The sequence below is a fragment of the Bosea sp. PAMC 26642 genome (assembly GCF_001562255.1).
Taxonomy (GTDB): Bacteria; Pseudomonadota; Alphaproteobacteria; order Rhizobiales; family Beijerinckiaceae; genus Allobosea.
The window spans coordinates 3343901-3364857 of the sequence record NZ_CP014301.1 but is presented as its reverse complement, the minus strand read 5'-3'; the positions used below and the strand labels follow the sequence as shown (position 1 = coordinate 3364857).

Annotated in this window: 22 protein-coding genes and 1 tRNA gene; 9 read left to right on the top strand and 14 right to left on the bottom strand. The window is 65.2% G+C overall.

Features of this window, described 5'->3' with window-relative positions:
• Window positions 1-52: 52 nt before the first annotated feature.
• From bla to AXW83_RS16215, 4 genes are all read right to left on the bottom strand, one after another.
• The gene (bla, locus tag AXW83_RS16230) at window positions 53-1045 is read right to left on the bottom strand and encodes a class A beta-lactamase (RefSeq protein WP_066615102.1); all 993 of its coding nucleotides are present in this window, start codon (window positions 1043-1045) and stop codon (window positions 53-55) included.
• A 48-nt stretch (window positions 1046-1093) separates the two neighbouring features.
• Window positions 1094-1324: a DUF1902 domain-containing protein gene (locus tag AXW83_RS16225; RefSeq protein ID WP_168166109.1), complete on the bottom strand. Its 231-nt coding sequence runs from the start codon at window positions 1322-1324 to the stop codon at window positions 1094-1096.
• 56 nt (window positions 1325-1380) lie between these two features.
• Window positions 1381-2973 (bottom strand): phosphoglycerate dehydrogenase, encoded by a 1593-nt coding sequence (gene serA, locus AXW83_RS16220; RefSeq protein WP_066615100.1) that lies wholly within the window; start codon window positions 2971-2973, stop codon window positions 1381-1383.
• A 220-nt stretch (window positions 2974-3193) separates the two neighbouring features.
• Entirely contained in the window at window positions 3194-4372 is a 1179-nt protein-coding gene (locus AXW83_RS16215; RefSeq protein ID WP_066615099.1) for a phosphoserine transaminase, read from the bottom strand.
• Between the two features lie 1220 nt (window positions 4373-5592).
• On the opposite strand from AXW83_RS16215, the gene AXW83_RS16210 reads away from it, so the two are divergent.
• Entirely contained in the window at window positions 5593-5853 is a 261-nt protein-coding gene (locus AXW83_RS16210) for a hypothetical protein (protein WP_066615098.1), read from the top strand.
• Window positions 5854-6029: 176 nt separating this feature from the next.
• On the opposite strand, the gene AXW83_RS16205 is transcribed toward AXW83_RS16210, so the two are convergent.
• Window positions 6030-6680 carry a GGDEF domain-containing protein gene (locus tag AXW83_RS16205; protein WP_066615097.1) on the bottom strand — a complete coding sequence of 217 codons (651 nt, stop codon included), beginning with the start codon at window positions 6678-6680 and terminating at the stop codon, window positions 6030-6032.
• Between the two features lie 322 nt (window positions 6681-7002).
• Here AXW83_RS16205 and AXW83_RS16200 point away from each other — a divergent pair, with 322 nt between their 5' ends.
• The 3 genes from AXW83_RS16200 to AXW83_RS16190 are packed head-to-tail and all read left to right on the top strand — an operon-like array spanning window position 7003 to window position 9351.
• Window positions 7003-7707 (top strand): ABC transporter permease, encoded by a 705-nt coding sequence (locus AXW83_RS16200; protein ID WP_168166167.1) that lies wholly within the window; start codon window positions 7003-7005, stop codon window positions 7705-7707.
• Between the two features lie 5 nt (window positions 7708-7712).
• Window positions 7713-8435 carry an ATP-binding cassette domain-containing protein gene (locus AXW83_RS16195; protein ID WP_066620603.1) on the top strand — a complete coding sequence of 241 codons (723 nt, stop codon included), beginning with the start codon at window positions 7713-7715 and terminating at the stop codon, window positions 8433-8435.
• Window positions 8436-8472: 37 nt separating this feature from the next.
• On the top strand, window positions 8473-9351 hold the full coding sequence (locus tag AXW83_RS16190; RefSeq protein WP_210179604.1) for an ABC transporter substrate-binding protein: 879 nt from the start codon (window positions 8473-8475) through the stop codon (window positions 9349-9351).
• Window positions 9352-9454: 103 nt separating this feature from the next.
• Here the strand turns inward: AXW83_RS16190 and AXW83_RS16185 are convergent, their stop codons facing one another.
• The 6 genes from AXW83_RS16185 to AXW83_RS16160 form a co-directional block, all read right to left on the bottom strand.
• Window positions 9455-10333 carry a hypothetical protein gene (locus AXW83_RS16185; RefSeq protein ID WP_066615096.1) on the bottom strand — a complete coding sequence of 293 codons (879 nt, stop codon included), beginning with the start codon at window positions 10331-10333 and terminating at the stop codon, window positions 9455-9457.
• A gap of 202 nt (window positions 10334-10535) precedes the next feature.
• Entirely contained in the window at window positions 10536-11279 is a 744-nt protein-coding gene (locus AXW83_RS16180) for an extensin-like domain-containing protein (RefSeq protein ID WP_066615095.1), read from the bottom strand.
• Between the two features lie 36 nt (window positions 11280-11315).
• Window positions 11316-12431, bottom strand: coding sequence for a L,D-transpeptidase (locus AXW83_RS16175; RefSeq protein WP_236841691.1), 1116 nt, complete (start codon window positions 12429-12431; stop codon window positions 11316-11318).
• Complete coding sequence (locus AXW83_RS16170; protein WP_066615093.1) at window positions 12424-14340, bottom strand: hybrid sensor histidine kinase/response regulator; 1917 nt, start codon at window positions 14338-14340, stop codon at window positions 12424-12426. Before AXW83_RS16170 ends, AXW83_RS16175 begins: the two co-directional genes overlap by 8 nt.
• 165 nt (window positions 14341-14505) lie before the next feature.
• Window positions 14506-14715, bottom strand: coding sequence for a hypothetical protein (locus AXW83_RS16165; RefSeq protein WP_156640130.1), 210 nt, complete (start codon window positions 14713-14715; stop codon window positions 14506-14508).
• 488 nt (window positions 14716-15203) lie between these two features.
• Window positions 15204-15279 (bottom strand) — tRNA-Ala (locus tag AXW83_RS16160).
• Between the two features lie 116 nt (window positions 15280-15395).
• Between AXW83_RS16160 and AXW83_RS16155 the strand changes: the two genes are divergently transcribed.
• The 4 genes from AXW83_RS16155 (at window position 15396) to AXW83_RS28110 (ending at window position 17583) form a co-directional block, all read left to right on the top strand.
• The gene (locus tag AXW83_RS16155; RefSeq protein ID WP_066620598.1) at window positions 15396-15686 is read left to right on the top strand and encodes a YggT family protein; all 291 of its coding nucleotides are present in this window, start codon (window positions 15396-15398) and stop codon (window positions 15684-15686) included.
• Window positions 15687-15703: 17 nt separating this feature from the next.
• Window positions 15704-16024, top strand: coding sequence for a DUF167 family protein (locus AXW83_RS16150; RefSeq protein WP_066615091.1), 321 nt, complete (start codon window positions 15704-15706; stop codon window positions 16022-16024).
• Window positions 16025-16091: 67 nt separating this feature from the next.
• Complete coding sequence (locus AXW83_RS16145; protein ID WP_066615090.1) at window positions 16092-16790, top strand: carbonic anhydrase; 699 nt, start codon at window positions 16092-16094, stop codon at window positions 16788-16790.
• 121 nt (window positions 16791-16911) lie between these two features.
• A complete protein-coding gene (locus AXW83_RS28110) occupies window positions 16912-17583 on the top strand; it encodes a cold-shock protein (RefSeq protein ID WP_066615089.1) in 672 nt (223 codons plus the stop codon).
• Window positions 17584-17738: 155 nt separating this feature from the next.
• Here the strand turns inward: AXW83_RS28110 and AXW83_RS16135 are convergent, their stop codons facing one another.
• From AXW83_RS16135 to AXW83_RS16125, 3 genes are all read right to left on the bottom strand, one after another.
• Entirely contained in the window at window positions 17739-18281 is a 543-nt protein-coding gene (locus tag AXW83_RS16135; protein WP_082767178.1) for an MOSC domain-containing protein, read from the bottom strand.
• Between the two features lie 10 nt (window positions 18282-18291).
• A complete protein-coding gene (locus tag AXW83_RS16130) occupies window positions 18292-19209 on the bottom strand; it encodes a DMT family transporter (protein ID WP_236841690.1) in 918 nt (305 codons plus the stop codon).
• A gap of 96 nt (window positions 19210-19305) precedes the next feature.
• Complete coding sequence (locus AXW83_RS16125) at window positions 19306-19788, bottom strand: MarR family winged helix-turn-helix transcriptional regulator (RefSeq protein WP_066615087.1); 483 nt, start codon at window positions 19786-19788, stop codon at window positions 19306-19308.
• A 262-nt stretch (window positions 19789-20050) separates the two neighbouring features.
• Between AXW83_RS16125 and folD the strand changes: the two genes are divergently transcribed.
• A complete protein-coding gene (gene folD, locus AXW83_RS16120; RefSeq protein WP_066615086.1) occupies window positions 20051-20911 on the top strand; it encodes a bifunctional methylenetetrahydrofolate dehydrogenase/methenyltetrahydrofolate cyclohydrolase FolD in 861 nt (286 codons plus the stop codon).
• Window positions 20912-20957 lie beyond the last annotated feature (46 nt).

Sequence of the window (20957 nt, the reverse complement as noted above, 5' to 3'; positions counted from 1 at the left end):
GGCCGATCGAAGATCGGACCCGAGGGCTTCGCCCGAGATTGACGGCAGCCCGTCACCGCAATGCGCCGACCGCCAGCCGCGCCACGGCCGCATGGGCCGCCTCGCGCTGTTTCGCATCGGCGGTCGAGCCCGCCAGATAGACCGCGATGGCGAAGACGCGGCCATTGGGCAGCGTGACGAGGCCGATGTCGTTGGTGGCGTGGTTCAGGCTTTCGGGGCTCGGTCCCAACCCGGTCTTGTGCGCCAGGCGCGCCTTCTCCGGCAGGCCGGCGCGCAGGCGCTCCGGCCCCGACATGGTCTCGCTGATGACGCGGTCGAGCCAGGCGGCGTGGGTCGGATCGCGCAGCCAGTTGCCCTTCGCCAGTGCTTCGAGGAAGGCGACCGAGGCGTCGGGGGTCGCGCTGTCGCGCGGGTCGGAAAGAGCCGCCTGCAGGGCCGCCCGGCGCTTTGCCGCCGGTACGGCCTGGACGGACTGATTGAACTGCCGCCGGTCGATCGCCTGGTCCCAGCCGAAGCCCGGCAGGCCGAGAATCTCGGGCTGAAGCATGCGCTCATAACGGTCGATCGACATGCCCGTGATGCCGCCGGCCTTCAGCATCGCCGTGACCGCCTGCGGGCCGCCGACCAGACGTAACAGAAAGTCGGCGGCGGTGTTGTCGCTGTCGCCGGCGGCGCGCGCGATCAGTTCGCGCAGCGGATAGGCCTTGCTCTCGCCCTCCAAGGCGTCGGCGAGCGGGCTGTGATAGAGCGAGAACTCGCTGCGTTTGATCGTGACCGGCTGATCGAGCTTCAGCTTGCCGGCTTCGACAGCCTGCAGCACCGCCACCGCCAGCGGCAGCTTGAAGACGCTCTGCATCGGGAAGCGCTCGGCTCCGCGATGCGACCAGGTCTTGCGGTCCTTCAGGTCGAGCAGGGCGACGCCGAGCCGCCCCTTCGACTGCCGCTCGATCGCGATAATCTCGCGGTCGAGTTTCGCCTTGTCCCAGTCGGCCAGCGTCGGCGTGGCAATGAGGCAGGTAAGGGTGAAGGCGGCGGCTCGAAGCATGGGCATCTCCTGTGGCGGCGGCGCGCACGGGAGGGGGCGATTGCGGCCTTAGCGCGGCGGCAGCTCGCAGCAGCCGAAGGCCAGTTCGTCGCTGCACATCTCCAATTCGATCGGGCAGTCGCAGTCGAGTTCAAGGAAGTCCGGCACGAGCTGCTTCAGCCGCTCATGCAGGGCCTCGATCGTCTCGGCTTCGGTGACGATGCCGCTGTCGTCGGTCGCGACCGCGTACCAGACGCCAGCCTCCTCATCGCGACGGACCTCGAACTTGACGGGCGCCATGGTCGCATCCTTGCGGGAGGCGACCAAGGCACGAAGGCCTGCAAAGCGCATGGCTTTCAGAACCGCAGGCGCCGCGCCCGCTTGACCATCGGGATCTCGTGGATCTTCGCCAGCAGTTCGTCCGAGATCGCCTCGTCGACCGCGACATAGCAGATCGCGTCGCCGCCGGGCTTGTCGCGGCCCAGCGAGAAGGTCGCGACATTGACGCCGGCCGCGCCGAGCAGCGAGCCGAACTGGCCGATGAAGCCCGGCTTGTCGGCGTTGCGGACATAGAGCATGTGCGGCGCGAACTCGGCATCGACCTGGATGTCGCGGATCTCGACGATGCGCGGCTTGCCGTCCTGGAACACGGTGCCTGAGGCGTGGCGCGGCATGTCTTCGGCGTCGACGACGATGCGGATGACGCTCTCCAGATTGCCGGCGACCTCGCGGGTCATCTCCTCGACGACAATGCCCTTTTCCTTCGCCACCATGGCGGCGTTCACCATGTTGATCTCGGGCAGGAAGGGCCGCAGCACGCCGGTGATGGCCGCAGCCGAAATCGCCTTAAGGTTCAGGCTCGCGACCGCGCCCTCATATTCGATGCGGATGCCCTTGACCGGCGCCTCGGTGAGCTGGCCCAGGAACGAGCCGAGCTTTTCGGCGAGTGCCACGAAGGGCTTGATGCGGGGGGCTTCCTCGGCCGAGATCGAGGGGAAGTTCACCGCATTGGTGATCGCGCCTTTCAGCAGATAGTCGCTCATCTGCTCGGCGACCTGCAGCGCGACATTCTCCTGCGCCTCGTTGGTGGCGGCGCCGAGATGGGGCGTGCAGACGACGTTCTCCAGCCCGAAGAGCGGATTGCTCTCGGCCGGCTCCTGCGAGAACACGTCGAAGGCGGCACCCGCGACATGGCCGCTCTTGATCAGCTCAGCCAGCGCCTGCTCGTCGACCAGCCCGCCACGGGCGCAGTTGATGATGCGCACGCCCTTCTTGGTCTTCGCCAGCGCCTCGGCCGAGAGGATGTTCCTGGTCTTTTCCGTCATCGGGACATGCAGCGTGATGAAATCGGCGCGCTTCAGGAGGTCTTCCAGCTCGACCTTCTCGACGCCGAGTGCGACCGCGCGCTCGGGTGTGAGATAGGGGTCGTAGGCGATGACGCGCATCTTCAGGCCGATGCCGCGCTCGGCGACGATGGCGCCGATATTGCCGCAGCCGATCAGGCCGAGCGTCTTGGCGGTGATCTCGACGCCCATGAAGCGGTTCTTCTCCCACTTCCCGGCTTGCGTCGAAACATCGGCCGAGGGGATCTGCCGGGCGAGCGCGAACATCATCGCGATGGCGTGTTCGGCGGTGGTGATCGAATTGCCGAAGGGCGTGTTCATCACGATGATGCCGCGCGCGGTGGCGGCCGGGATTTCGACATTGTCGACACCGATGCCGGCGCGGCCGATCACTTTCAGGTTCTTCGCGGCTTCCAGCAGCTTTGCGGTGGCCTTGGTGGCCGAGCGGATGGCCAGCCCATCATAATCCCCGATCATCGCAAGGAGCTTGTCCTTGTCCTTGCCGAGGTTCGGATCGAACGTCACCTCGATGCCGCGATCCTTGAAGATCTGCACGGCGGCGGGGGAGAGGGCGTCGGAGATCAGGACGCGGGGGGCGGTGGTCATGGGATGGCTCCTGGCCCGTAACGGGCGCTGCGGAATCAGGGCGCGCGACCCCTTCTCCCCTTGCGGGAGAAGGTGCCCCGAAGGGGCGGATGAGGGGTCGTGCAGGTCGGAATCGTTGGCGGGGGCGACATAAGGCGATCAGCGTCGGTGCGACCCCTCACCCCAGCCCTCTCCCGCAAGGGGAGAGGGGGTAGGTCGAGGGCGTCAGCGGTGGCAGCGCTTACGCCGCCTTCTTCGCCAGCCCGGCCTTGGCCTCGGCGAAGGCATACGCGATCCACGGCAGCAGCGCCTTCAGATCGCGCGACTGCACCGTCGCGCCGCACCAGATGCGCAGGCCCGGAGGGGCGTCGCGGTAATGGCCGAGGTCGAAGCCGGCTCCGGCCTTCTCGATGATCGCGACGACCTGCTTGGCGAAGGCCGCCTGCGCGTCAGGAGCCAACGCCGTCACGGCCGGGTCGGAGAACTTCAGGCAGACGCTCGTGTTGGAGCGCGTCTTCGGCTTCACCGCGAGAAAATCGATCCAGTCGTTCTCGCGCACGAATTTCGCGATGACGCGGAAATTGCCGTCCGCGCGCTTCACCAGCCCGTCCAGCCCGCCGACCTTCTTCGCCCAGCCGAGCGCATCGAGATAATCCTCGACCGCGAGCATGGAGGGCGTGTTGATCGTCTCGCCCTGGAAGATGCCCTCGATCAGCTTGCCGCCCGAGGTCATGCGAAAAATCTTCGGCAGCGGCCAGGCCGGCTTGTAGGTGACCAGCCGCTCGACCGCGCGCGGCGACAGCACGATCATGCCATGGGCCGCCTCGCCGCCGAGCACCTTCTGCCAGGAGAAGGTGGTGACATCGAGCTTTGGCCAGTCGAGGCGCTGGGCGAAGGCCGCCGAGGTCGCGTCGCAGATCGTCAGCCCCTCGCGGTCATCGGCGATCCAGCTCGCATCGGGCACGCGCACGCCCGACGTCGTGCCGTTCCAGGTGAAGACGACGTCGCGGTTCTTGCTGTCGATCTTCTTCAGGTTGGGCAGCTCGCCATAGGGCGCGGTGATGGTGCGCACATCGGTCAGGCGCAGCTGCTTGGCGACGTCGGTCACCCAGCCCTCGCCAAAGCTCTCCCAGGCGACCATATCGACGCCGCGCGCCCCGAGCAGCGACCACATCGCCATCTCGACCGCGCCGGTGTCCGACGCCGGCACGATGCCGATGCGGTAATCGGCCGGGATCTGCAGCACTTCGCGCGTCAGGTCGATCGCGAGCTTGAGCTTGTCCTTGCCGATTTTTGCGCGGTGCGAGCGGCCGAGCGGGGCCCCGCTAAGGCCCTTGAGGGTCCAGCCGGGGCGCTTGGCGCAGGGGCCGGACGAGAAATTGGGCACGCGCGGCAGCGCGGCCGGAGCCGTATTCGTCATCGATGTCTCCATCCTTACAGATGGGCGCGCCACGGTGGGGTGGCGTGTCCCGTCGATGGGGGTAAGGCGGAGGGGTGGGGGAGTCAAGGGTGGGTGGAGAGGCAACCGGGCGGGAAGTGGTCTAACTCAAATGATAAGTATCGAGGCTCGGAGCAGAAATGCTGCTTTGGATAATTTGCTTAAGTGAAGGTACAGAATCAGATATATCGCTTATCAAATTTTTCAAAAAGGCAAACAAAACATATCCTAAGTAATTATACTCATGATGATACTCAGATATAGTGCTATTAGGACTGTCGAAAAAATCGACATTATATTTATATGAGACCCTCCGCATTATATCACTATCAATAATATCATCTTCCCTGCTCCAAGATGATACATTATACAATAATCTATTTCTCTCTTTCGATAGTCGCGAGTGGCGGTGCTTCCATCGAAACTAATCCCCGCCGCTTCTCCCTCGCCCTAAGGTGCAGCCACCTCATCCCCGAGGGGCAGCCATCCGGAGGTATGCCGTTGGTGGGGATGGGGGCGGCGCCTGCGGGTGGGGGTTACGCCCTGCTCCCGGGAGGCTTCGGGAACCGCCCTGGGGTACTACGGCCCCTGCGCGAGGAGCTCGCTATAAGGATGACGGGACGACGAGTTGACGGCAAAGGTCGCGACAAGCCTCAGGCGAACTGGCACCCGAGCTTTCAGATCGAAACCTCGAAATCCCGATAAGCGCGGCCCGGAGTCGTCAAATCGCCGATGAGCGGAGCGCCACGGGGCGTGCGGAGGGTGGCTCAATCCCTCCGCGCCGCGACCTGGCTCAATGGTTGCGGATTTCTACCCCGCGCCTCGCGGCGCTCCGCTGGCCCCTCATGATCAGCCGACGCGCAAAAGCGCGGGCGGGGATTTGGCGCGCGCCTATCGAGGTGAAACGCCGGGAACCCCTCTCCCGCCTCGAAGTCGGGTATACCCGACTTCGACACTTTGAATGCTGAACTCGGGCAGGCCCGAGTTCAGTGAGAGGGGCAGGGGTGAGGGACCGCCGCTGATCGTCAGGCTGCGACGGAGCCGTTGCACCCTTGCGCCCGGCGGCAGGCCCTCATCCGGCGCTCCGCGCCACCTTCTCCCATCCAGGAGAAGGGAAAGGGCGTCTCGGCAAGACGAAGGGCAGGCAGGCCCGGCATTTCGTGATAGGCAGCGGCGACACTCCCCGAACAGGTTCGACAGCCATGGCCCAGAAGACCCCCGAACAGCTCGCCCGTGAATTCGAGGGCCGCAAGGCCAAGGGGCTGGCCAAGGGCGGGGCGGCGTTCTGGCCCAACATCATCGCCAATGCCGTGCTGAAGCTGACCGCCGCGCGCGAGACGATCGACGCCGCCGTGCTGATCGCGACGATCGAGCGCGAGATGCCGGGACAGGATGTGACGATCAAGGCCGGCGCCGAGGAGGCGATCGCCCGGCTGCGGCAGGCGGTGGCGAAGGCGTCTTAGGGCGCAGGTCGTCGTCGAATCGTGTGACACCACCGCGATGTCATTCCGGACAAGCCGCCCTGGTGGCGCCGATACGGAAGCCATGCCGGAACGCTGATCCGAAAAGTTCGGGCATGGATTCCGGGTCTCCGCTGCGCTGCGCCCGGAATGACGGCGGTGAATTCTGAAACCGGCGTTCAGATGTTGTAGATCGTCCGGGCGGCGCGCTTGCGGCGGTACATCGCCTGGTCGGCGGCGCGCAGCGGCTGGTGGGAGGGGTCGGCCTCGACCGCCGAGGTGCCGACCGAGACCGAGATCTGCAGCATCTCGCCGCCGAGCTTGTATTCGATGGCGCAGACGGCCTCGCTCAGCAGTTCGACGCGCTGGCAGGCATCCTCGAAGGCGATGTTGCTGAGGATGACGGCGAACTCGTCGCCGCCGATCCGGGCGACGAAATCCGAGGCGCGGATCTGCGAGCGCAGGCACTGGCCGATGGCGACGATCATGGCGTCGCCGGCGTCGTGGCCATAGAGGTCGTTGACCTCCTTGAAGCGGTCGATGTCGAACAGCGCGACGACGGCGGGCATCTGGTAGCGCCGGGCCCGGTCGACCGTGCGCAGCATCTCGTCGTCGAAGGCGCGGCGGTTGCCCAGCCCGCTCAGGCTGTCGACATAGGCGAGCCTGGTCATCTCGGCGAGGCGGCGATGGGCGTCCCGAAGTTCACGTTCGAGCTGCGCGATGCGGTCGTTCGCGGCGGAGCCGGCGTTGGTCCTGCCGTCCTCGACGGAGCGGACAGGCTCGGCAGCCGGGAACTGATCGAGCGGGGCGCGCAGGGGTGAGGCGTTCATGGCCGCAGGGTCCGTTGGGTCAGGAGAGCGTTCAACTGTACCATCTCCACGCACTGCACTTGCCGGCCACGCGTGAGCGGAGCTTTCGCGGTGCCGATCCAGGGACGTTACCATAGTGTCTGAAGATTTCCTCTAACGCGTCGACGCGGTTTGATTCGATTTGAACCGGACTTTCTTCAGCGTCGCCCGCCGCAAACCGCGGGCCGAAGAGGCGCCGTGCGGGAGCGCGACGGTCGCATCCGCTCCGAAGCTGGCATTTGGTCGCATTGAACTCTAGAAATCGACGGTGTCTGCAGGGTGCCGACGGCAGGAGCGCATCAGCATCGTGGAATTTGGGGCGATCTTTCAGGCGGCCTTCGGGCTGGTGGCCGGGCTCGATCCCGGCTTCCTGGCGATCGTCGGGCTGTCGCTGCGTGTGACGCTGACCGCCGTGCTGATTGCCGCCGTGATCGGGCTGCCGCTCGGTGCTGCGCTGGCGCTGGCGCGCTTTCCGGGCCGGGCGGTCGTCATCGTCTGCCTCAACGCGCTGATGGGATTGCCGCCGGTGGTGGCGGGGCTGATCGTGTTCCTGCTGCTCTCGCGTTCGGGCCCGCTGGGGTCGTTCGGGATGCTGTTCACGCCGACGGCGATGGTTGTCGCGCAGGTCCTGCTGGTGCTGCCGATCGTGATCGCGCTGACCCGGCAGACGGTCGAGGATCTCTGGACCGAGTATCGCGACCATCTGCGCTCGGTCGGGCTCGACGGCATGAGGGCGATCCCGACATTGCTGTTCGACGGGCGCTTCGCGCTGGCCACCGCGCTGCTGGCGGGCTTCGGCCGCGCCAGCGCCGAGGTCGGGGCGGTGCTGATCGTCGGCGGCAACATCGCCGGCTATACCCGCACGATGACGACTGCGATCACGCTGGAGACCTCCAAGGGCGATCTGCCGCTGGCGCTGGGCCTGGGCCTCGTGCTGCTGACGCTGACGTTGGCGATCAACGCGGTCGCCTTCGGCGCAAGCCGGATCGGCGCGCGCTATGCCGGATGAGCGCCATGCGTGACGTAGCCTCGATCCTGCCGCTACATCTCGACCGCGTCTGCTTCGCCGCCGAGGGGCGCGAGCTCGTCACGGATGCGAGCTTTTCGATACCGGCGGGCGGCCTGACCGTGCTGCTGGGTCCCAACGGCGCCGGCAAATCGCTGATGCTGCGGCTCTGCCATGGTTTGCTCGCGCCGAGCGCGGGGGCGGTGCACTGGGCGGCGGGCTCCGCGAGCCGGGCCAAACGCCATGCCATGGTGTTCCAGAAGCCGATCATGCTGCGCCGCTCGGTCGAGGCTAATGTCGTCCACGCGCTGGCTGCGGCTGGCGTCGGCGGTGTGGAGCGGCGCCAGCGCGCACAGGCGGCGCTGGAGCGCTTCGGATTGGCGGATCGGGCCGGGCAGGCGGCGCGCCTGCTCTCGGGCGGCGAGCAGCAGCGGCTGGCGATTGCCCGTGCCTGGAGCCTGCGGCCCGAACTGCTGTTCTTGGACGAACCGACCTCGCAGCTCGACCCTGCGGCAACCCGTCAGATCGAGGCGCTGCTGTCGGGGCTCGTGGCGGAGGGCATCACGGTGATGATGTCGACCCATGATCTCGGCCAGGCCAGGCGGCTGGCGAGCCGCGTGCTCTTTCTGCATCGCGGGAGGCTGATCGAGGATGCGCTGGCCGAGACATTCTTCGATGGGCCGGTTTCGGCCGAGGCGCGCTCCTTTATTGCCGGAGACCTGATCTGGTGAGGTTTTTTGCAAACCCCAGAAACTTGAGGAGACGACCATGACGATGACCAAACGCCTGCTGCTGGCGGCCGGCTTTTCCGTTGCGCTGACGGGTCTTGCGCTTGCGCAGACCACGACAGCCGCGCCGCCTGCCGCATCCGCGCCCGCTGCGGCGGGAACGCGCTACATCACCGTGTCCTCGACGACCTCGACGCAGGATTCAGGGCTGTTCAGCTATATCCTGCCGTTGTTCAAGGTGAAGTCCGGCATCGAGGTACGGGTGATCTCGCAGGGCACCGGGCAGGCGCTCGACACCGGCCGCCGCGGCGATGCCGACGTCGTCTTCGTCCATGCCAGGGCGCAGGAGGAGAACTTCGTCGCTGATGGTTTCGGGCTGGAGCGCAAGCCTGTGATGTACAACGACTTCGTGCTGATCGGCCCCAAGAGCGATCCGGCCGGGATCGCCGGTACGAAGGATATCGCCGCGGCGCTGGTCAAGATTCAGGAGAAAAGCGCGGTCTTCGTCTCGCGCGGCGACAAGTCGGGCACCCATGCGGCCGAGCTTTCGCTATGGAAGATCGCCGGCGTCGACATCGATGCCAAGCGCGGCGGCTGGTATCGCGAGATCGGGCAGGGCATGGGCGCCGCGCTCAACAGCGCCGGTGCGATGGGCGGCTATGTGCTGGCCGATCGCGGCACCTGGATCTCGTTCAAGAACCGGGGCGATCTCGTCATCGCGGTCGAGGGCGATCGGCGCTTGTTCAACCAGTATGGCGTGATCGCGGTGAACCCTGCCAAGCACCCGCATGTGAAGATCGCCGACGGGCAGGCCTTCGTGACCTGGCTGACGAGCCCCGAGGGCCAGAAGGCGATCGCCGATTACAAGATCGAGGGTCAGCAGCTGTTCTTCCCGAACGCGACGCAGGCGGGCGCGTAAGGCGATGCGCCAACTCGTCCCGGGCGCATGATCCCGTAAAGCTCAGGAGGTCGCGTCATCTGCACCGGGCGGCGACGTTGCCGCCGCCCGGCACGGGACCAGATCAGGATCCGAAGATGCCAGTCAGATCCATTTCCTCGTCGCGGTGCTTGCCGCCGAGCTGCGCGGCGAACCAGGCAGTGGCACCTCCCACAAGGAGGACGGCGGCAGTCAGGAAGGCGGCGATGATTGCCGTCTTGCGGGCGCGCTCGGCCACCTGCTTGGCGGTCTCCTTCGCCTGGTTTAGCTTGGCATAGGCCTCATCGATCTTCTTTTGAGCCTCGGCTTCGGGGATGTTCATCCGCGCGGCTATGCGCGACGCGACGTAATCGCGGTCGGCCTGTTCGATCTTGCCGTTGGCCAGTCCGGCGACGAGGATCCGTGACGCTTCGTCCCGCTCCGCAGCCGTCGGCGGCGTCGCCCCGTTCGACCGCATCACGCTGTCGAGAGCAGAAGCCAGAGGATCGGCCTGCTGGCTGACCAGCGTACCGGCGCCGGCCGTCAACGCTGCAGCACCGCTGGCGGCGGTCCTGGCGGCGCCGACCAGGGTCGAGCTCGTGATCATCGCCACCAGCAACGCACCTACGGCCCAGACGACGAGGCCATGCGCGCCATCGCGCACCTGGCGCTCATGGACGCTGGCATCGGATGCCGGCTTGCGCATACGCCCTGCAAGATAGCCGCCGGCCGCGCAGGCCGAGACGGCGATCCAGAGTGCCCAAATGCCACCTGCGATCGCCATGGCGGCAAGGCCTGTCGAGCGACCGGGTTCGGCGGAGACCATCGACAAGCCCAGCGCCGACCCGAAGGTGGTCATCAGTGTCGAGATCGCCGCGGAGAGAACCGCGCCTCCGGCGATCGCGCTCCATTCGAGATATGAACCGTCATGAGTTCGCGCGGCCGGAGGCGCGACGACGACGACGTCTGTGTTTGCCAGGGACATGGTGCCAGCCCTCCTAGCGCAGACCGAGGAAGGACAGGATGGCCAGAACCACCACGACCAATCCGACAAGATAAATGATTCCGTTCATTTCGCCCTCCTTCGCCCGTCACGTCGACGCGATGAAAGCAGAACGGTGATGCGACAGAGAAGTTCCGATTAGAACCACGCGCCTGCTTCAATGCCGGCGAGCGCTGCATTTTCGTCAGTCGAGCGTCCACTGGCAGATGCGGTACCCGCGCGGGCGTTGACGCATATCGAGGTGGAGATGATCCTTGTGCGACGCATCGGAGCCTGGCCCCAGGACGGTCGTAAACCTGTCGCAGACGCTCTTGCGGAGGGCTTCGCGACTGGCGCGAGATGCAGCGTCGCCGCCAGTCAGGGCAATGGTTCTGCCGTCCTGCAGGCGCAATGTGCCCAGGTCGAGCGCGTTGCCTACGGCATGTTCGCTCATCTGCGCACCCGCAACCCGATTTCGCGGCCGGCAGGCATATCCACCGACGCCGACCAGCTTGCCTATCCTGCCATTCTCCCGGGCAGCGATCGCCGGCAGGTCGTCGCGAACCCATGCCAGGATATCGAGCGCGAAGGCACAGCGCACCGTGATCGCGCTATCCATCTCGACGCGGGAGCCGTCAGGCATATCGATCTGGCGGAATGTGACCGGCTCCTCGACGCGGCACTCGCCGGTGCCGTGATCAGCTGTCAGAGGAAGAGCGATGCCGCCCCGTTCGGCGAATGTCTTCATGCAGGCTGAGGGCGCAGTCGGGCCATTTTCCGCCGAAGAGGGTCCGTCGTCTGCTTCCGGACCGGCGACGGGCTTCAACTCCGCCGGCCTCACCGGAGGCAGCGGCGCCATGATGGTGGCTGGCGGCGATTTTGCCGCCGTTCCGATGCGGTCGGAACGTTCCCGTGCCGCCGATGCGGATGCGGCCAGAAGCAGCAGCATACAGAGCAGGCGGGAACCGAGGCGGGACATCGAGGGTCAGTCCACGAAGCGCACCGGCACTCCCGGCTTCACCAGACTGGCGAGTTCCTCGGCGTCCCAGTTGGTCAATCTCACACAGCCATGTGACGTCGTTTTGCTGACCCGCGAGGGTTCGGGCGTGCCATGTATGCCAAAGGTCGGCTTTGACAGGGCGATCCAGACCGTCCCGACCGGGCCATTGGGACCGGGCGGAAGGACCAGCGTTTCGGTGTTCTTGCCCTGCACGAAATTCTTCTCGGGATCGTAGGTATAGTTCGGATTTTTTGCGATGCGCTCGATCGTGTAGTCGCCCGCCGGAGACGGCGTATCCTCGCTGCCGATGGTTGCCGGGTAGCTCGCGAGAATCGTATCGCCGGCCCCGAAGACGACGACCATCCCGGTGCTCTTGACAGCCTCGATCCGCCGCGCACTGCCGGCCTCGAGCGATCGCGCAGCGGAGGCCACGCGCAGAGGATTGCCGGCTTGCGAATAATCGGCGCGCGGGTTCAGCGCGGACAGCAGCTTCTCGCTCATGTGAAAGCGCTCGCCGAGCATTTCCTCCGGGCTGGTGTAAGAGAGGCGCTTCATCTTCGCCTGTTTGGCATAGTCGCGCGGGATCGAGTCGGCGAAATCATAGCCGGCATCCTTCTCGGATAGCCGGTACTCGCCGATGATATCCGTCGTGGTGTCGCCGCCGAGTTTAAGCCAAGCCTGGGCGTCGATGTCCTCTACATCTCCGAGTTTCTCCTGGCGGCGAAACTGTGCGACCGCCTTGCGAAAGTTCTCGCCGTCGACGCCATCGATGACGCCGGGAGAAATGCTGCGCCGGCTGAGCAGCACCTGCGCCTTGACGATGAAGGGGTCGGCCCCTTCACCGGACTGTCGAGGCCGGTCGGCAAAGGTCACCGCGTTGATCTGCTCTGCGGTCAGCGCAAATGCCTGATTTGCCCCGAGCGACAGGATTGCCGCCAGTATTGCCATGCCGAGATTGTTTGCCATCGCTGCCCTCGCGCCTCCGCAGTTGCGTGAGTTATACGGCCGGCCGGTCATTACGTTCCCATGGGGCACTGTGCCGGATGCTTTTTTTTCGCAGCCTGGTGCAGGAGCGTCAGCCTGTATTCGGGCGCTAGGCACCGGTGACGTCAGCGATGGCCTTCTGGAGATCGGACTGCCAGAACGGCTTGCCAAGACGCCTCACCCCGGCCTGAAGTCCATCTGGCAAGTCGGCATAACCCGTCGCCAGAATGATCGGGATGTCCGGCCAGCGCCGGCTGACCTCGGCAATCAGCTGTCCGCCGGTCATGTGCGGCATGGCATGGTCGGTGATGATCAGATCGAAAATCTGTCCTTCCTCGAGACGTTTCAGAGCCTCCTGGCCCGAGGCGGCTTCGACGACCGTGTGGCCAAGGTCTTCCAGCAGGGCCACGGTGTTCATCAGGACGAGCGCGTCGTCATCGACGGCAAGAACTGACAGCGGGCTGTCGCCGCCTCCATCGACGTCCAGTCTGTCCTCCGCAGGCAAGGCAGCCGCCGGCTCGCTGGCGCGCAACCAGAGCGTCGCCGTCGTGCCCTTGCCGGGTTGGCTTGCAAGATCGAGGCGGCCGCCAAGCTGTTGGGCGGTTCCCAGAACCATCGGCAGTCCGAGGCCGGTGCCCTTGCCCACGCCCTTGGTCGTGAAGAAGGGCTCGGAGGCCTTGGCAAGCGTCTCGGCATCCATGCCAAATCCTGAGTCCTCAACAGCGATCCGGACATAATTTCCCGCTGCCAGGCTATTCTGGACACTTTCGAGTATCGTTTCATTGCTGGCAGAGATCGTGATCCTGCCCCCCGACGGCATGGCGTCGCGGGCATTCACCGCGAGATTCAGGATGGCCAGCTCGAGCTGGTTCGGATCGGCGAATGCCGGCTTCAGGGACGCCGGGAAACGGGTATCGAACTCGATAGACGGACCGAGCGACCGGCTCAGCAGATCGGTCATGCCCGCGACCAGCTCGTAAATATTAACGGCTTTGGGCTGCAATTCCTGCTTTCGCGCGAAAGCAAGCATACGCTGGGTCAAGGTGATCCCGCGCGTCGCCCCTTTCAGGGCGTTTCCGATAAGGCTCAGTTGCTTGTCATCGGTCACCTGCTTGCGAAGCAATTCCAGGCTACCGACCACCGCATTGAGCAGATTGTTGAAATCATGCGCGATGCCTCCGGTGAGCTGGCCCAGCGATTCCATCTTCTGGGATTGGTAAAGTGCTTCCCGCGCCACTTCGAGAGCCTGCTCAGCCTGTCGGCGTTCGCTCATGTCCCGCGTAATCTTGGCGAAGCCGATGATCTGCCCCGTGTCGTCGCGGATCGGGTCGAGGGCCACGCTGGCCCAGAAACGTTCACCGTTCTTGCGAACCCGCCAGCCGTCCGTCTGGAAGCTGCCGGACTCCCGCGCAATCGCCAGAGCCCGTTCGCAATCGCCGCGGGCCCGATCTGCCTGCGTATAGAAGACCGAGAAATGCCGGCCGATGATCTCCTCGGGCCGATAGCCTTTTATCCGTTCGGCACCCGCGTTCCAATTGGTGACAATGCCCTCCCGATCGAGCATGTAGATGGCGTAGTCCGTAACCCCTTGAACCAGCAGCCGAAACGACTGTTCGCTCTGTCGCAGAGCTTCGTCCTGCTTCTTGCGGTCGGTCAGATCCCGGGTGATCTTGGCATATCCCAGCACGCGACCGCTTGTCGGATGCAGGATCGGATCGATGACCACATGAGCCCAGAACCGGGTTCCATCCTTGCGGACGCGCCAGCCCTCGTTCTCGAATCGCCCCTCCTTTGCCGCGGTTTCGAGCGCCCGCGCCGGCAGGCATGTCGCCCGGTCTTCCTCGGTGTAGAAGCGTGAAAAATGCTGCCCGATAATCTCGTGATCCCGATAGCCTTTGAAACGCCGGGCTCCCGGATTCCAGCTCGCCACGAGACCGTCCGGATCCAGCATGTAGATCGCGTAGTCGGTCACGGCATCGATCAGCAACCGATACCGATCGCCGACCAGCATATCATCGGTGTTCATCTTGGTTCATCTCGGCAGCACGCTGCGCCTTGCCATAAGGGCAGCACCGCACAACGTATAGCCGGCATTTTTGTTCCAGCGAATGGCTGGGCGGTCATCGAACGTTGGGGCGTCACCATCACGACTTCACATCCTTGGCCGCCCTGATCGCGATTGGCACAGCCGTCACCTCGACAGATGTACGTCCTGGCTGGCACGATAGGCAGGGTCGAGAACCGGCCGGGACGCCGTGATGCGATTGACGCATTCCCAGGCTTCGATGGCCTCCGTGATCTCCGGGAGGCGGGCGCGCTCCGGACTGGCCGGAGGGAGCCCTTCAAGCTTGGCGATCGCGGCCAATGCGACGGCATATTCCAGTTGGGACCTTATCAGCATGACATCCTCCGCCTTCAAATAACGGCCGACGTGCGGTCGCGTTCCGGCACAACGCCGCCGACGATGCTGCAAGATCGGACAGCCCGACCTGCGCGAACTGCCGCGAGCGCGACGGCATTCCGGTCAGAGAACCATCACGCCCAGGATCAGCGCCAGCGAAGCAAGCAGACCGACGATCGCGCCGGTAACATTTGGATCAGGCAGTTTGGTGGAGTGCATCATGACGCCTCTCCCGTGGCTTCGACACCCGACAGAGCTTCAACTGCGAAACGCACTCATCTGTTCCGCTGCAGACAGGATTGCTGAAACCCCGGGGTAAGGACCGCTCATTGATCACGTCAACGCTGTCCTGCGCCGGAAGCCAGACCGATGTCGCCGCTTGCAGTTATCCGACGCAGCGTGGCGCCATCGTCACGGTGAGCGATCAGGCGCCTCAACAGTCGTAAAACGGGTGATGGCCGAGCCTCCACCATGCACCCCGAGGGGCCTGGTGGAGCTGAGGGGAATCGAACCCCTGACCTCTGCAGTGCGATTGCAGCGCTCTCCCATCTGAGCTACAGCCCCGAAGGCGCTGGCCTTCTAGGCCGTGCGTCGCGTGAATGTCAATCGCCCGTGCCATCTATTTGGGCTCGAGGCGGTGGCGGTGCGCGGACCTCCCAAAGACGACAAGAGGAATGCCGATGCGTGCCGTTCTCGATGTGGTGATGCTCGCCTTGAACATCTACACATGGATCCTGATCCTCTCGGCCGTGCTGAGCTGGTTGATCGCCTTCAATGTCGTCAATACGGGCAACCAGTTCGTCGCCGCCGTCTGGGACTTCCTCTATAAGGTGACAGAGCCGGCGCTCAGGCCGATCCGCAGGATGCTGCCCGATCTCGGCGGCATCGACATATCGCCGATCATCCTGCTGCTGATCATCTTCTTCATCGAGCGGATCATCGTCTATTATCTCTATCCGATCGTGATCTGAGGCGAATTACCTGCCGAATGGCCGCTCCGGCCTGGACCGTCGCCGAGGATGGCCTTCGCCTGACCATAAGGCTCACGCCGCGTGGCGGGCGCGACGGGCTGGACGGCCTCGACACCTTGGCTGACGGACGTCAGGTGCTCAAAGTGCGCGTCCGGGCAGCGCCCAGCGACGGCGAGGCGAATGCCGCCCTGATGAGGTTTCTAGCTGATCTCCTCGACTTGCCGCGATCGCGGATATCGCTCGTCGCCGGCGCTTCCGCGCGGCTGAAGACCGTAGTTGTATCGGGCGATGGCGCGGCGCTTCTCATCAGGCTGCAGGCACGGCTCGGGCCGACCTGACCGGCCGGCAGGGGTTGCGGTGCAACATGCGCTTGACGAAAGCCCGCGCGTCCTGTTCGACAGGGGCATGGACACGCCAGCAGCCCCGTTCCCCGAACGCCTGACGGAAGGCTACCGCGCCTTTCTTGACGATCGCTTCGACCGCGAGAAGTCGCGCTACGAAGAACTCGCCGACGGCCAGACGCCCAAGATCATGCTGATCGGCTGCTGCGATTCCCGCGTTTCGCCGGAGATCATCTTCGACGCACGGCCCGGCGAAATGTTCGTCGCCCGCAACGTCGCCAATCTGGTGCCGCCGTTCTCGCCCGACGACACTCTGCACGGCACCTCGGCTGCGCTCGAATATGCGGTGCAGGCGCTCAGGGTCGAGCATATCGTCGTGCTCGGGCATGGCCGCTGCGGCGGCATCCGCGCCTTCGCCGACGACACGCAGCAGCCTCTCTCGCCGGGCGATTTCATCGGCAAATGGATCACGCTGATCGGCCCCGCCGCGCAGCGCAGCGGCGGGCGCGGCCGCAACGAGAACTTCGACGACTATGTCGAGCGGCTCTGCCTCGCCTCGATCCAGCAATCGCTGGCCAATCTGCGCACATTCCCCTGCGTCCAGATCCTCGAGGGCAAGGGCCGGCTGCAACTGCACGGGGCCTATTTTGCGGTGGCGACCGGCGTGCTGATGCTGCTCGATCCGGCCAGCGGGCAATTCGTCCCGGCGGTCGGCGAGATGCCGAAGAAGGTCCAGATGATCCGCTGCGACGAGCCCGGCTGAGTCGTCGATGGCCGCGGAGCATGCGACTTTCGGCGCGACAATTTCCTTTCTTGTCCCCGATGACGACTGGCGAAGCTTGCGCTAGATTGCGGTTTCCCGGTCACTCTCGTCTTGAAGCTCCATGTTCGATCGTCGCAAGCCCCCCGCTGCCCAGCCTTTCGTCACCCACGAGAATATCGAAGCCAAGGTCAAGTGGTTCGACCCCGAGAAGGGGTTTGGTTTTGCCTCCCCCGCCGACGGCTCCGGCGACGTCTTTCTCCATGTTTCGGCGCTCGGCCCGCTCGACCAGCAGGACCTGCAGCCCGGCGCCACCATCATCGCCGATCTCGGCGAGGGACGGCGTGGCCTGCAGGTCGTCGCGGTCCATGAGATCGATGCCTCGACCGCCCAGCCCGCCGCGCCGCGCTCGGATCGTGGTCCCCGCGGGTTCTCGCCGCGACCGCCGCGCGATGATTTCGGCGGTGGCAGCGGTTATGGCGGCGGTGGTTACAACGATCGCGGCAACGATTATGGCGGCGGCGGTAGCGGCTATGGCGACCGGGGTGACCGTGGCGGCTTTGCCAGCCGCGACAGCGGCCCGATGGAAGGCCCCTTCGACGGGGCCGTGAAGTTCTTCAACACCGAACGGGGCTTTGGCTTCATCGCGCCCGACAAGGGCGGTCCTGACGTCTTCCTGCATGTCTCGTCGCTCAGCCGCAGCGGCCTGCAGCCCCCGATGGATGGGCAGCGGCTGCGCTTCTCGATCCGCGCCGGCAAGAAGGGCCCCGAAGCGGCCGATGTGAGTTTCATCTGACGAACGGCCGTTGAGGCCGACGAACGCAATCATCGTCATTGCGAGAAGCGCAGCGACGAAGCAATCCAGAGCGGCGTGCTCCACGCCCCCTGGATTGCTTCGCTGCGCTCGCAATGACGATAAAGGCTGCGGGCTTTCGATTCGCGTGAAGATCATCAGACACGTTCCAGAGCGCGATGCGGCCCCTCGGGCAGTGTGAGCTGGATTTTAGCTCCGCTACCGACCTCGCCCCCCTCCAGCACGATCCCCATAATGCCGGCCTTGCGGACGAGTTTTCCGTGGGCATCGCGACCGAGCACGGCGGCGAGCAGGCCGGGGCGGAAGGTCTCGATCTGGGAGCAGGGGTTGCGGAGGCCGGTGATCTCGACGAGCGCGTCGGCGCCCAGCCGCAGCCGGGCTCCGACCGGCAGCCGCAGCAGGTCGAGGCCGCGGGTCAGGATATTCTCTCCCATCTGCCCAGGGGCCACGTCGAAGCCGGCTGCGTTCACTTCGTCGAGCAGTTCGGCCTGGAGCAGATGGACCTGGCGCAGATTGGGCTGCGTCGGATCGACGGCGACGCGGGAGCGATGCTTCACCGTTGCGCCGCAATGAGCGTCGCCCTCGATACCGAGCCCGGCAAGCAGGCGGATCGAGGATTGCACGCTCTTGCTGAAGCGATGGCCGTCATCGCGGCTGACCGAAACCACCTGCGCCGTCATGGGCATTCTCTCAATCGAGCCGGGCGGATCCTTCGGGCACCGCCCGGATCCGCTCGCGATAGAGCAGATACAGGCCCGATGCGATCACGATGGCGGCGCCGACGAAGGTCCAGCGGTCGGGAAACTGGCCGAAGACGAACCAGCCGAGCGCGATCATCCAGATAATCTGCGAATAGATAAACGGCGCCAGCACCGTCGCTGGCGCCAGCCGGTGCGCCAGAATGAGCAGCCAGTGGCCGAAGCCACCGAGCCCGCCCATCACCACCATTACCAACCAGACCAGCGGGCTCTGCGGCATCGACCAGAAAAACGGGATCAGCGGCAGCATGGCGAGCGTGCCGGCAACGCCTGAATAGACCATCGTGGTTTCCGGAGGGTCGTATGCCGCGAGCTTGCGCGTCGCCAGCGAGTAGAACGAGTAGCAGACGCAGCCGAGCACGCTCAGCCATGCGGCCGAATGCATGCCGCCCAAGCCCGGACGCGTTATCAGGAGAACGCCGCAAAAGCCGACCGCGATCGCGGCCAGCCGGCGCGGTCCCGGCCACTCGCCCAGCAGCGGCCCGGCGACGAGCGCAACCAAGAGCGGGCCGGCAAACATGATCGAGACGGTTTCGGCGAGCTGCAGATATTTGAGTGCGAAGAAATTCAGGGCGGTCGAGCCCAGCAGCAGCAGGGAACGGACCGCCTGAAGCCAAGGGCGCTGCGTCCGCAGGATGCCCGGACGGCTCCATGGGTTGAGCAGAAGCGAGACCAGCACCATGCTGCCGGCATAGCGGGCGAAAACAACCTGGACCGGATCCATATAGCCCGACAGCCACTTCGCGCTGGTATCGAGCAGCGCGAAGAACAGCACAGCGCTGCACATCAGACCGATAGCGATCAGGCGCGAGCGACCCGTTTCCGGATGGTGAGAGGGGGCGGCGGGCAAAGACTCGTCCGTCATGCATTGAAGGAATGACGAAGCCAGATTTAACCGAGTTGAGCAGCAATGCCAGCGTTTGGAGACATGCGCTCCATGCGCAAATCAGCCTTCGCTATCGGCCTCGTCGCCATCAGCCTCTGGTTCGTCAGCTTCAGCGCCGGCCTTGGAGAGACCCTTGGCCGCCTTGCGCAGCAGTCTGCGAAGCTGCTTGCGTTCCTTGCCGTCGAGCTTTTCGAGCAGCTCTTCCTCGACCTGATTCCAGACCGCATCGAGCTGGGCTGCCATCGCCTGCCCGTTCTCGGTCAGCGCAACCTGGACCAGCCTGCCGTCGCGGCTGCCACCCTCGCGGACGACGAGCCCCTGCATCGAGAGCCGACCAATGGTCTTCGAAACCGTCGGCGGCTTGACGCGCAGCAGCGTCGCGAGTTCGCCCATCGTCATCGCCGCCGGCTGGAGCGCCTTCAGCGCCTGCTCCTGGCCGGGGAAGAGGCCAAGCGCGTTCAGCCTCTCGCCCATTCGGGCGCGATGCAGCCGCGCGGCCACGAGCAGTGCGCGCCCCACGCTTTTCTCGAGAGACTTGGTCATGAGCCAGTCCTTGCATCGGGTCGGGAAACGTTTCGCCGGCTGCCAAATCGCTTGCGTTGATGACAGCGTAATGACACGTGCGGGTCACGGCGTCATGTCGCACCGAGATGTTTGGTGACGATACTTGGAAATGCGTCATGCAAGGACCGCGAAAAAAGGCCTCGGCCCACATCGCTAACGGTGCAGCTCGTGTCGTTCCCCGGCTTGCGGCAGCGCGGCCGATCGCGCATGAGGGCGGCTCGCGAAGCCGACGAGGACCGCCATGCCGCAGCCAGCGCACATCATCGACGGCAAGGCCGCCGCAGCCGCTTTGAGAGCAGAGATAGGCACCGAGGTCGCGGCGATCAGGGCCCGGAGCGGCCTCGTGCCGGGGCTGCATGTCGTACTGGTGGGCGACGATCCGGCGAGCCGCGTCTATGTCACCTCCAAGGAAAAGCTCGCCGTCGAGGTCGGCATGAACTCGGTCGCGCATCGCCTGCCGACCGAGACGAGCGAGGCGGACCTTCTGGCGAAGATCGCCGACCTCAACGCCGACGACGCCGTCGACGGCATCCTGGTCCAGCTTCCTCTGCCGAAGCATATCGACACCGGCGCCATCATTGACGCCATCGACCCCGCCAAGGATATCGATGGGCTCCACCCGATCAATGCCGGCCGGCTCGCCGGTGGCAAGACCGGCCTCGTTCCCTGCACTCCGCTGGGCTGCATTCTGCTTCTCAAGCAGGTGCTGCCGACGCTCGCCGGACTGGAAGCGGTGGTCATCGGACGCTCCGAACTCGTCGGCCGCCCGGTCGCGCAGTTGCTGCTGCAGGCCGATTGCACGGTGACGATCGCGCATTCGCGTACCCGTGATCTTGCAGCCGTGGTGCGCCGCGCCGACATCGTCGTCGCAGCCGTGGGCCGCCCGCATTTCGTCCAGGCCGATTGGCTGAAACCGGGCGCCACCGTGATCGATGTCGGCATCAACCGGATGCCCGACGGCAAGCTCGCGGGAGATGTCGATTTCGCGGAAGCCGTGGAGGTCGCCGGTGCGATCACGCCCGTGCCCGGCGGCGTCGGCCCGATGACGATCGCCTGCCTGCTAAGGAACACGCTGACGGCTTTCGAGGCCAGGCGGGGGTAGAGCGCGTCATGGTCGGGCTTGACCCGACCATCTCAGGACGAGAAGG

What these genes read in the sequence shown, in the direction of transcription:
- bla (WP_066615102.1), bottom strand. Translation starts at nt 1,045, where the DNA reads ATGCTTCGAGCCGCCGCCTTCACCCTTACCTGCCTCATTGCCACGCCG.
- AXW83_RS16225 (WP_168166109.1), bottom strand. Translation starts at nt 1,324, where the DNA reads ATGGCGCCCGTCAAGTTCGAGGTCCGTCGCGATGAGGAGGCTGGCGTC.
- serA (WP_066615100.1), bottom strand. Translation starts at nt 2,973, where the DNA reads ATGACCACCGCCCCCCGCGTCCTGATCTCCGACGCCCTCTCCCCCGCC.
- AXW83_RS16215 (WP_066615099.1), bottom strand. Translation starts at nt 4,372, where the DNA reads ATGACGAATACGGCTCCGGCCGCGCTGCCGCGCGTGCCCAATTTCTCG.
- AXW83_RS16210 (WP_066615098.1), top strand. Translation starts at nt 5,593, where the DNA reads ATGGCCCAGAAGACCCCCGAACAGCTCGCCCGTGAATTCGAGGGCCGC.
- AXW83_RS16205 (WP_066615097.1), bottom strand. Translation starts at nt 6,680, where the DNA reads ATGAACGCCTCACCCCTGCGCGCCCCGCTCGATCAGTTCCCGGCTGCC.
- AXW83_RS16195 (WP_066620603.1), top strand. Translation starts at nt 7,713, where the DNA reads ATGCGTGACGTAGCCTCGATCCTGCCGCTACATCTCGACCGCGTCTGC.
- AXW83_RS16190 (WP_210179604.1), top strand. Translation starts at nt 8,473, where the DNA reads ATGACGATGACCAAACGCCTGCTGCTGGCGGCCGGCTTTTCCGTTGCG.
- AXW83_RS16185 (WP_066615096.1), bottom strand. Translation starts at nt 10,333, where the DNA reads ATGTCCCTGGCAAACACAGACGTCGTCGTCGTCGCGCCTCCGGCCGCG.
- AXW83_RS16180 (WP_066615095.1), bottom strand. Translation starts at nt 11,279, where the DNA reads ATGCTGCTGCTTCTGGCCGCATCCGCATCGGCGGCACGGGAACGTTCC.
- AXW83_RS16170 (WP_066615093.1), bottom strand. Translation starts at nt 14,340, where the DNA reads ATGAACACCGATGATATGCTGGTCGGCGATCGGTATCGGTTGCTGATC.
- AXW83_RS16165 (WP_156640130.1), bottom strand. Translation starts at nt 14,715, where the DNA reads ATGCTGATAAGGTCCCAACTGGAATATGCCGTCGCATTGGCCGCGATC.
- AXW83_RS16155 (WP_066620598.1), top strand. Translation starts at nt 15,396, where the DNA reads ATGCGTGCCGTTCTCGATGTGGTGATGCTCGCCTTGAACATCTACACA.
- AXW83_RS16150 (WP_066615091.1), top strand. Translation starts at nt 15,704, where the DNA reads ATGGCCGCTCCGGCCTGGACCGTCGCCGAGGATGGCCTTCGCCTGACC.
- AXW83_RS16145 (WP_066615090.1), top strand. Translation starts at nt 16,092, where the DNA reads ATGGACACGCCAGCAGCCCCGTTCCCCGAACGCCTGACGGAAGGCTAC.
- AXW83_RS28110 (WP_066615089.1), top strand. Translation starts at nt 16,912, where the DNA reads ATGTTCGATCGTCGCAAGCCCCCCGCTGCCCAGCCTTTCGTCACCCAC.
- AXW83_RS16135 (WP_082767178.1), bottom strand. Translation starts at nt 18,281, where the DNA reads ATGACGGCGCAGGTGGTTTCGGTCAGCCGCGATGACGGCCATCGCTTC.
- AXW83_RS16125 (WP_066615087.1), bottom strand. Translation starts at nt 19,788, where the DNA reads ATGACCAAGTCTCTCGAGAAAAGCGTGGGGCGCGCACTGCTCGTGGCC.
- folD (WP_066615086.1), top strand. Translation starts at nt 20,051, where the DNA reads ATGCCGCAGCCAGCGCACATCATCGACGGCAAGGCCGCCGCAGCCGCT.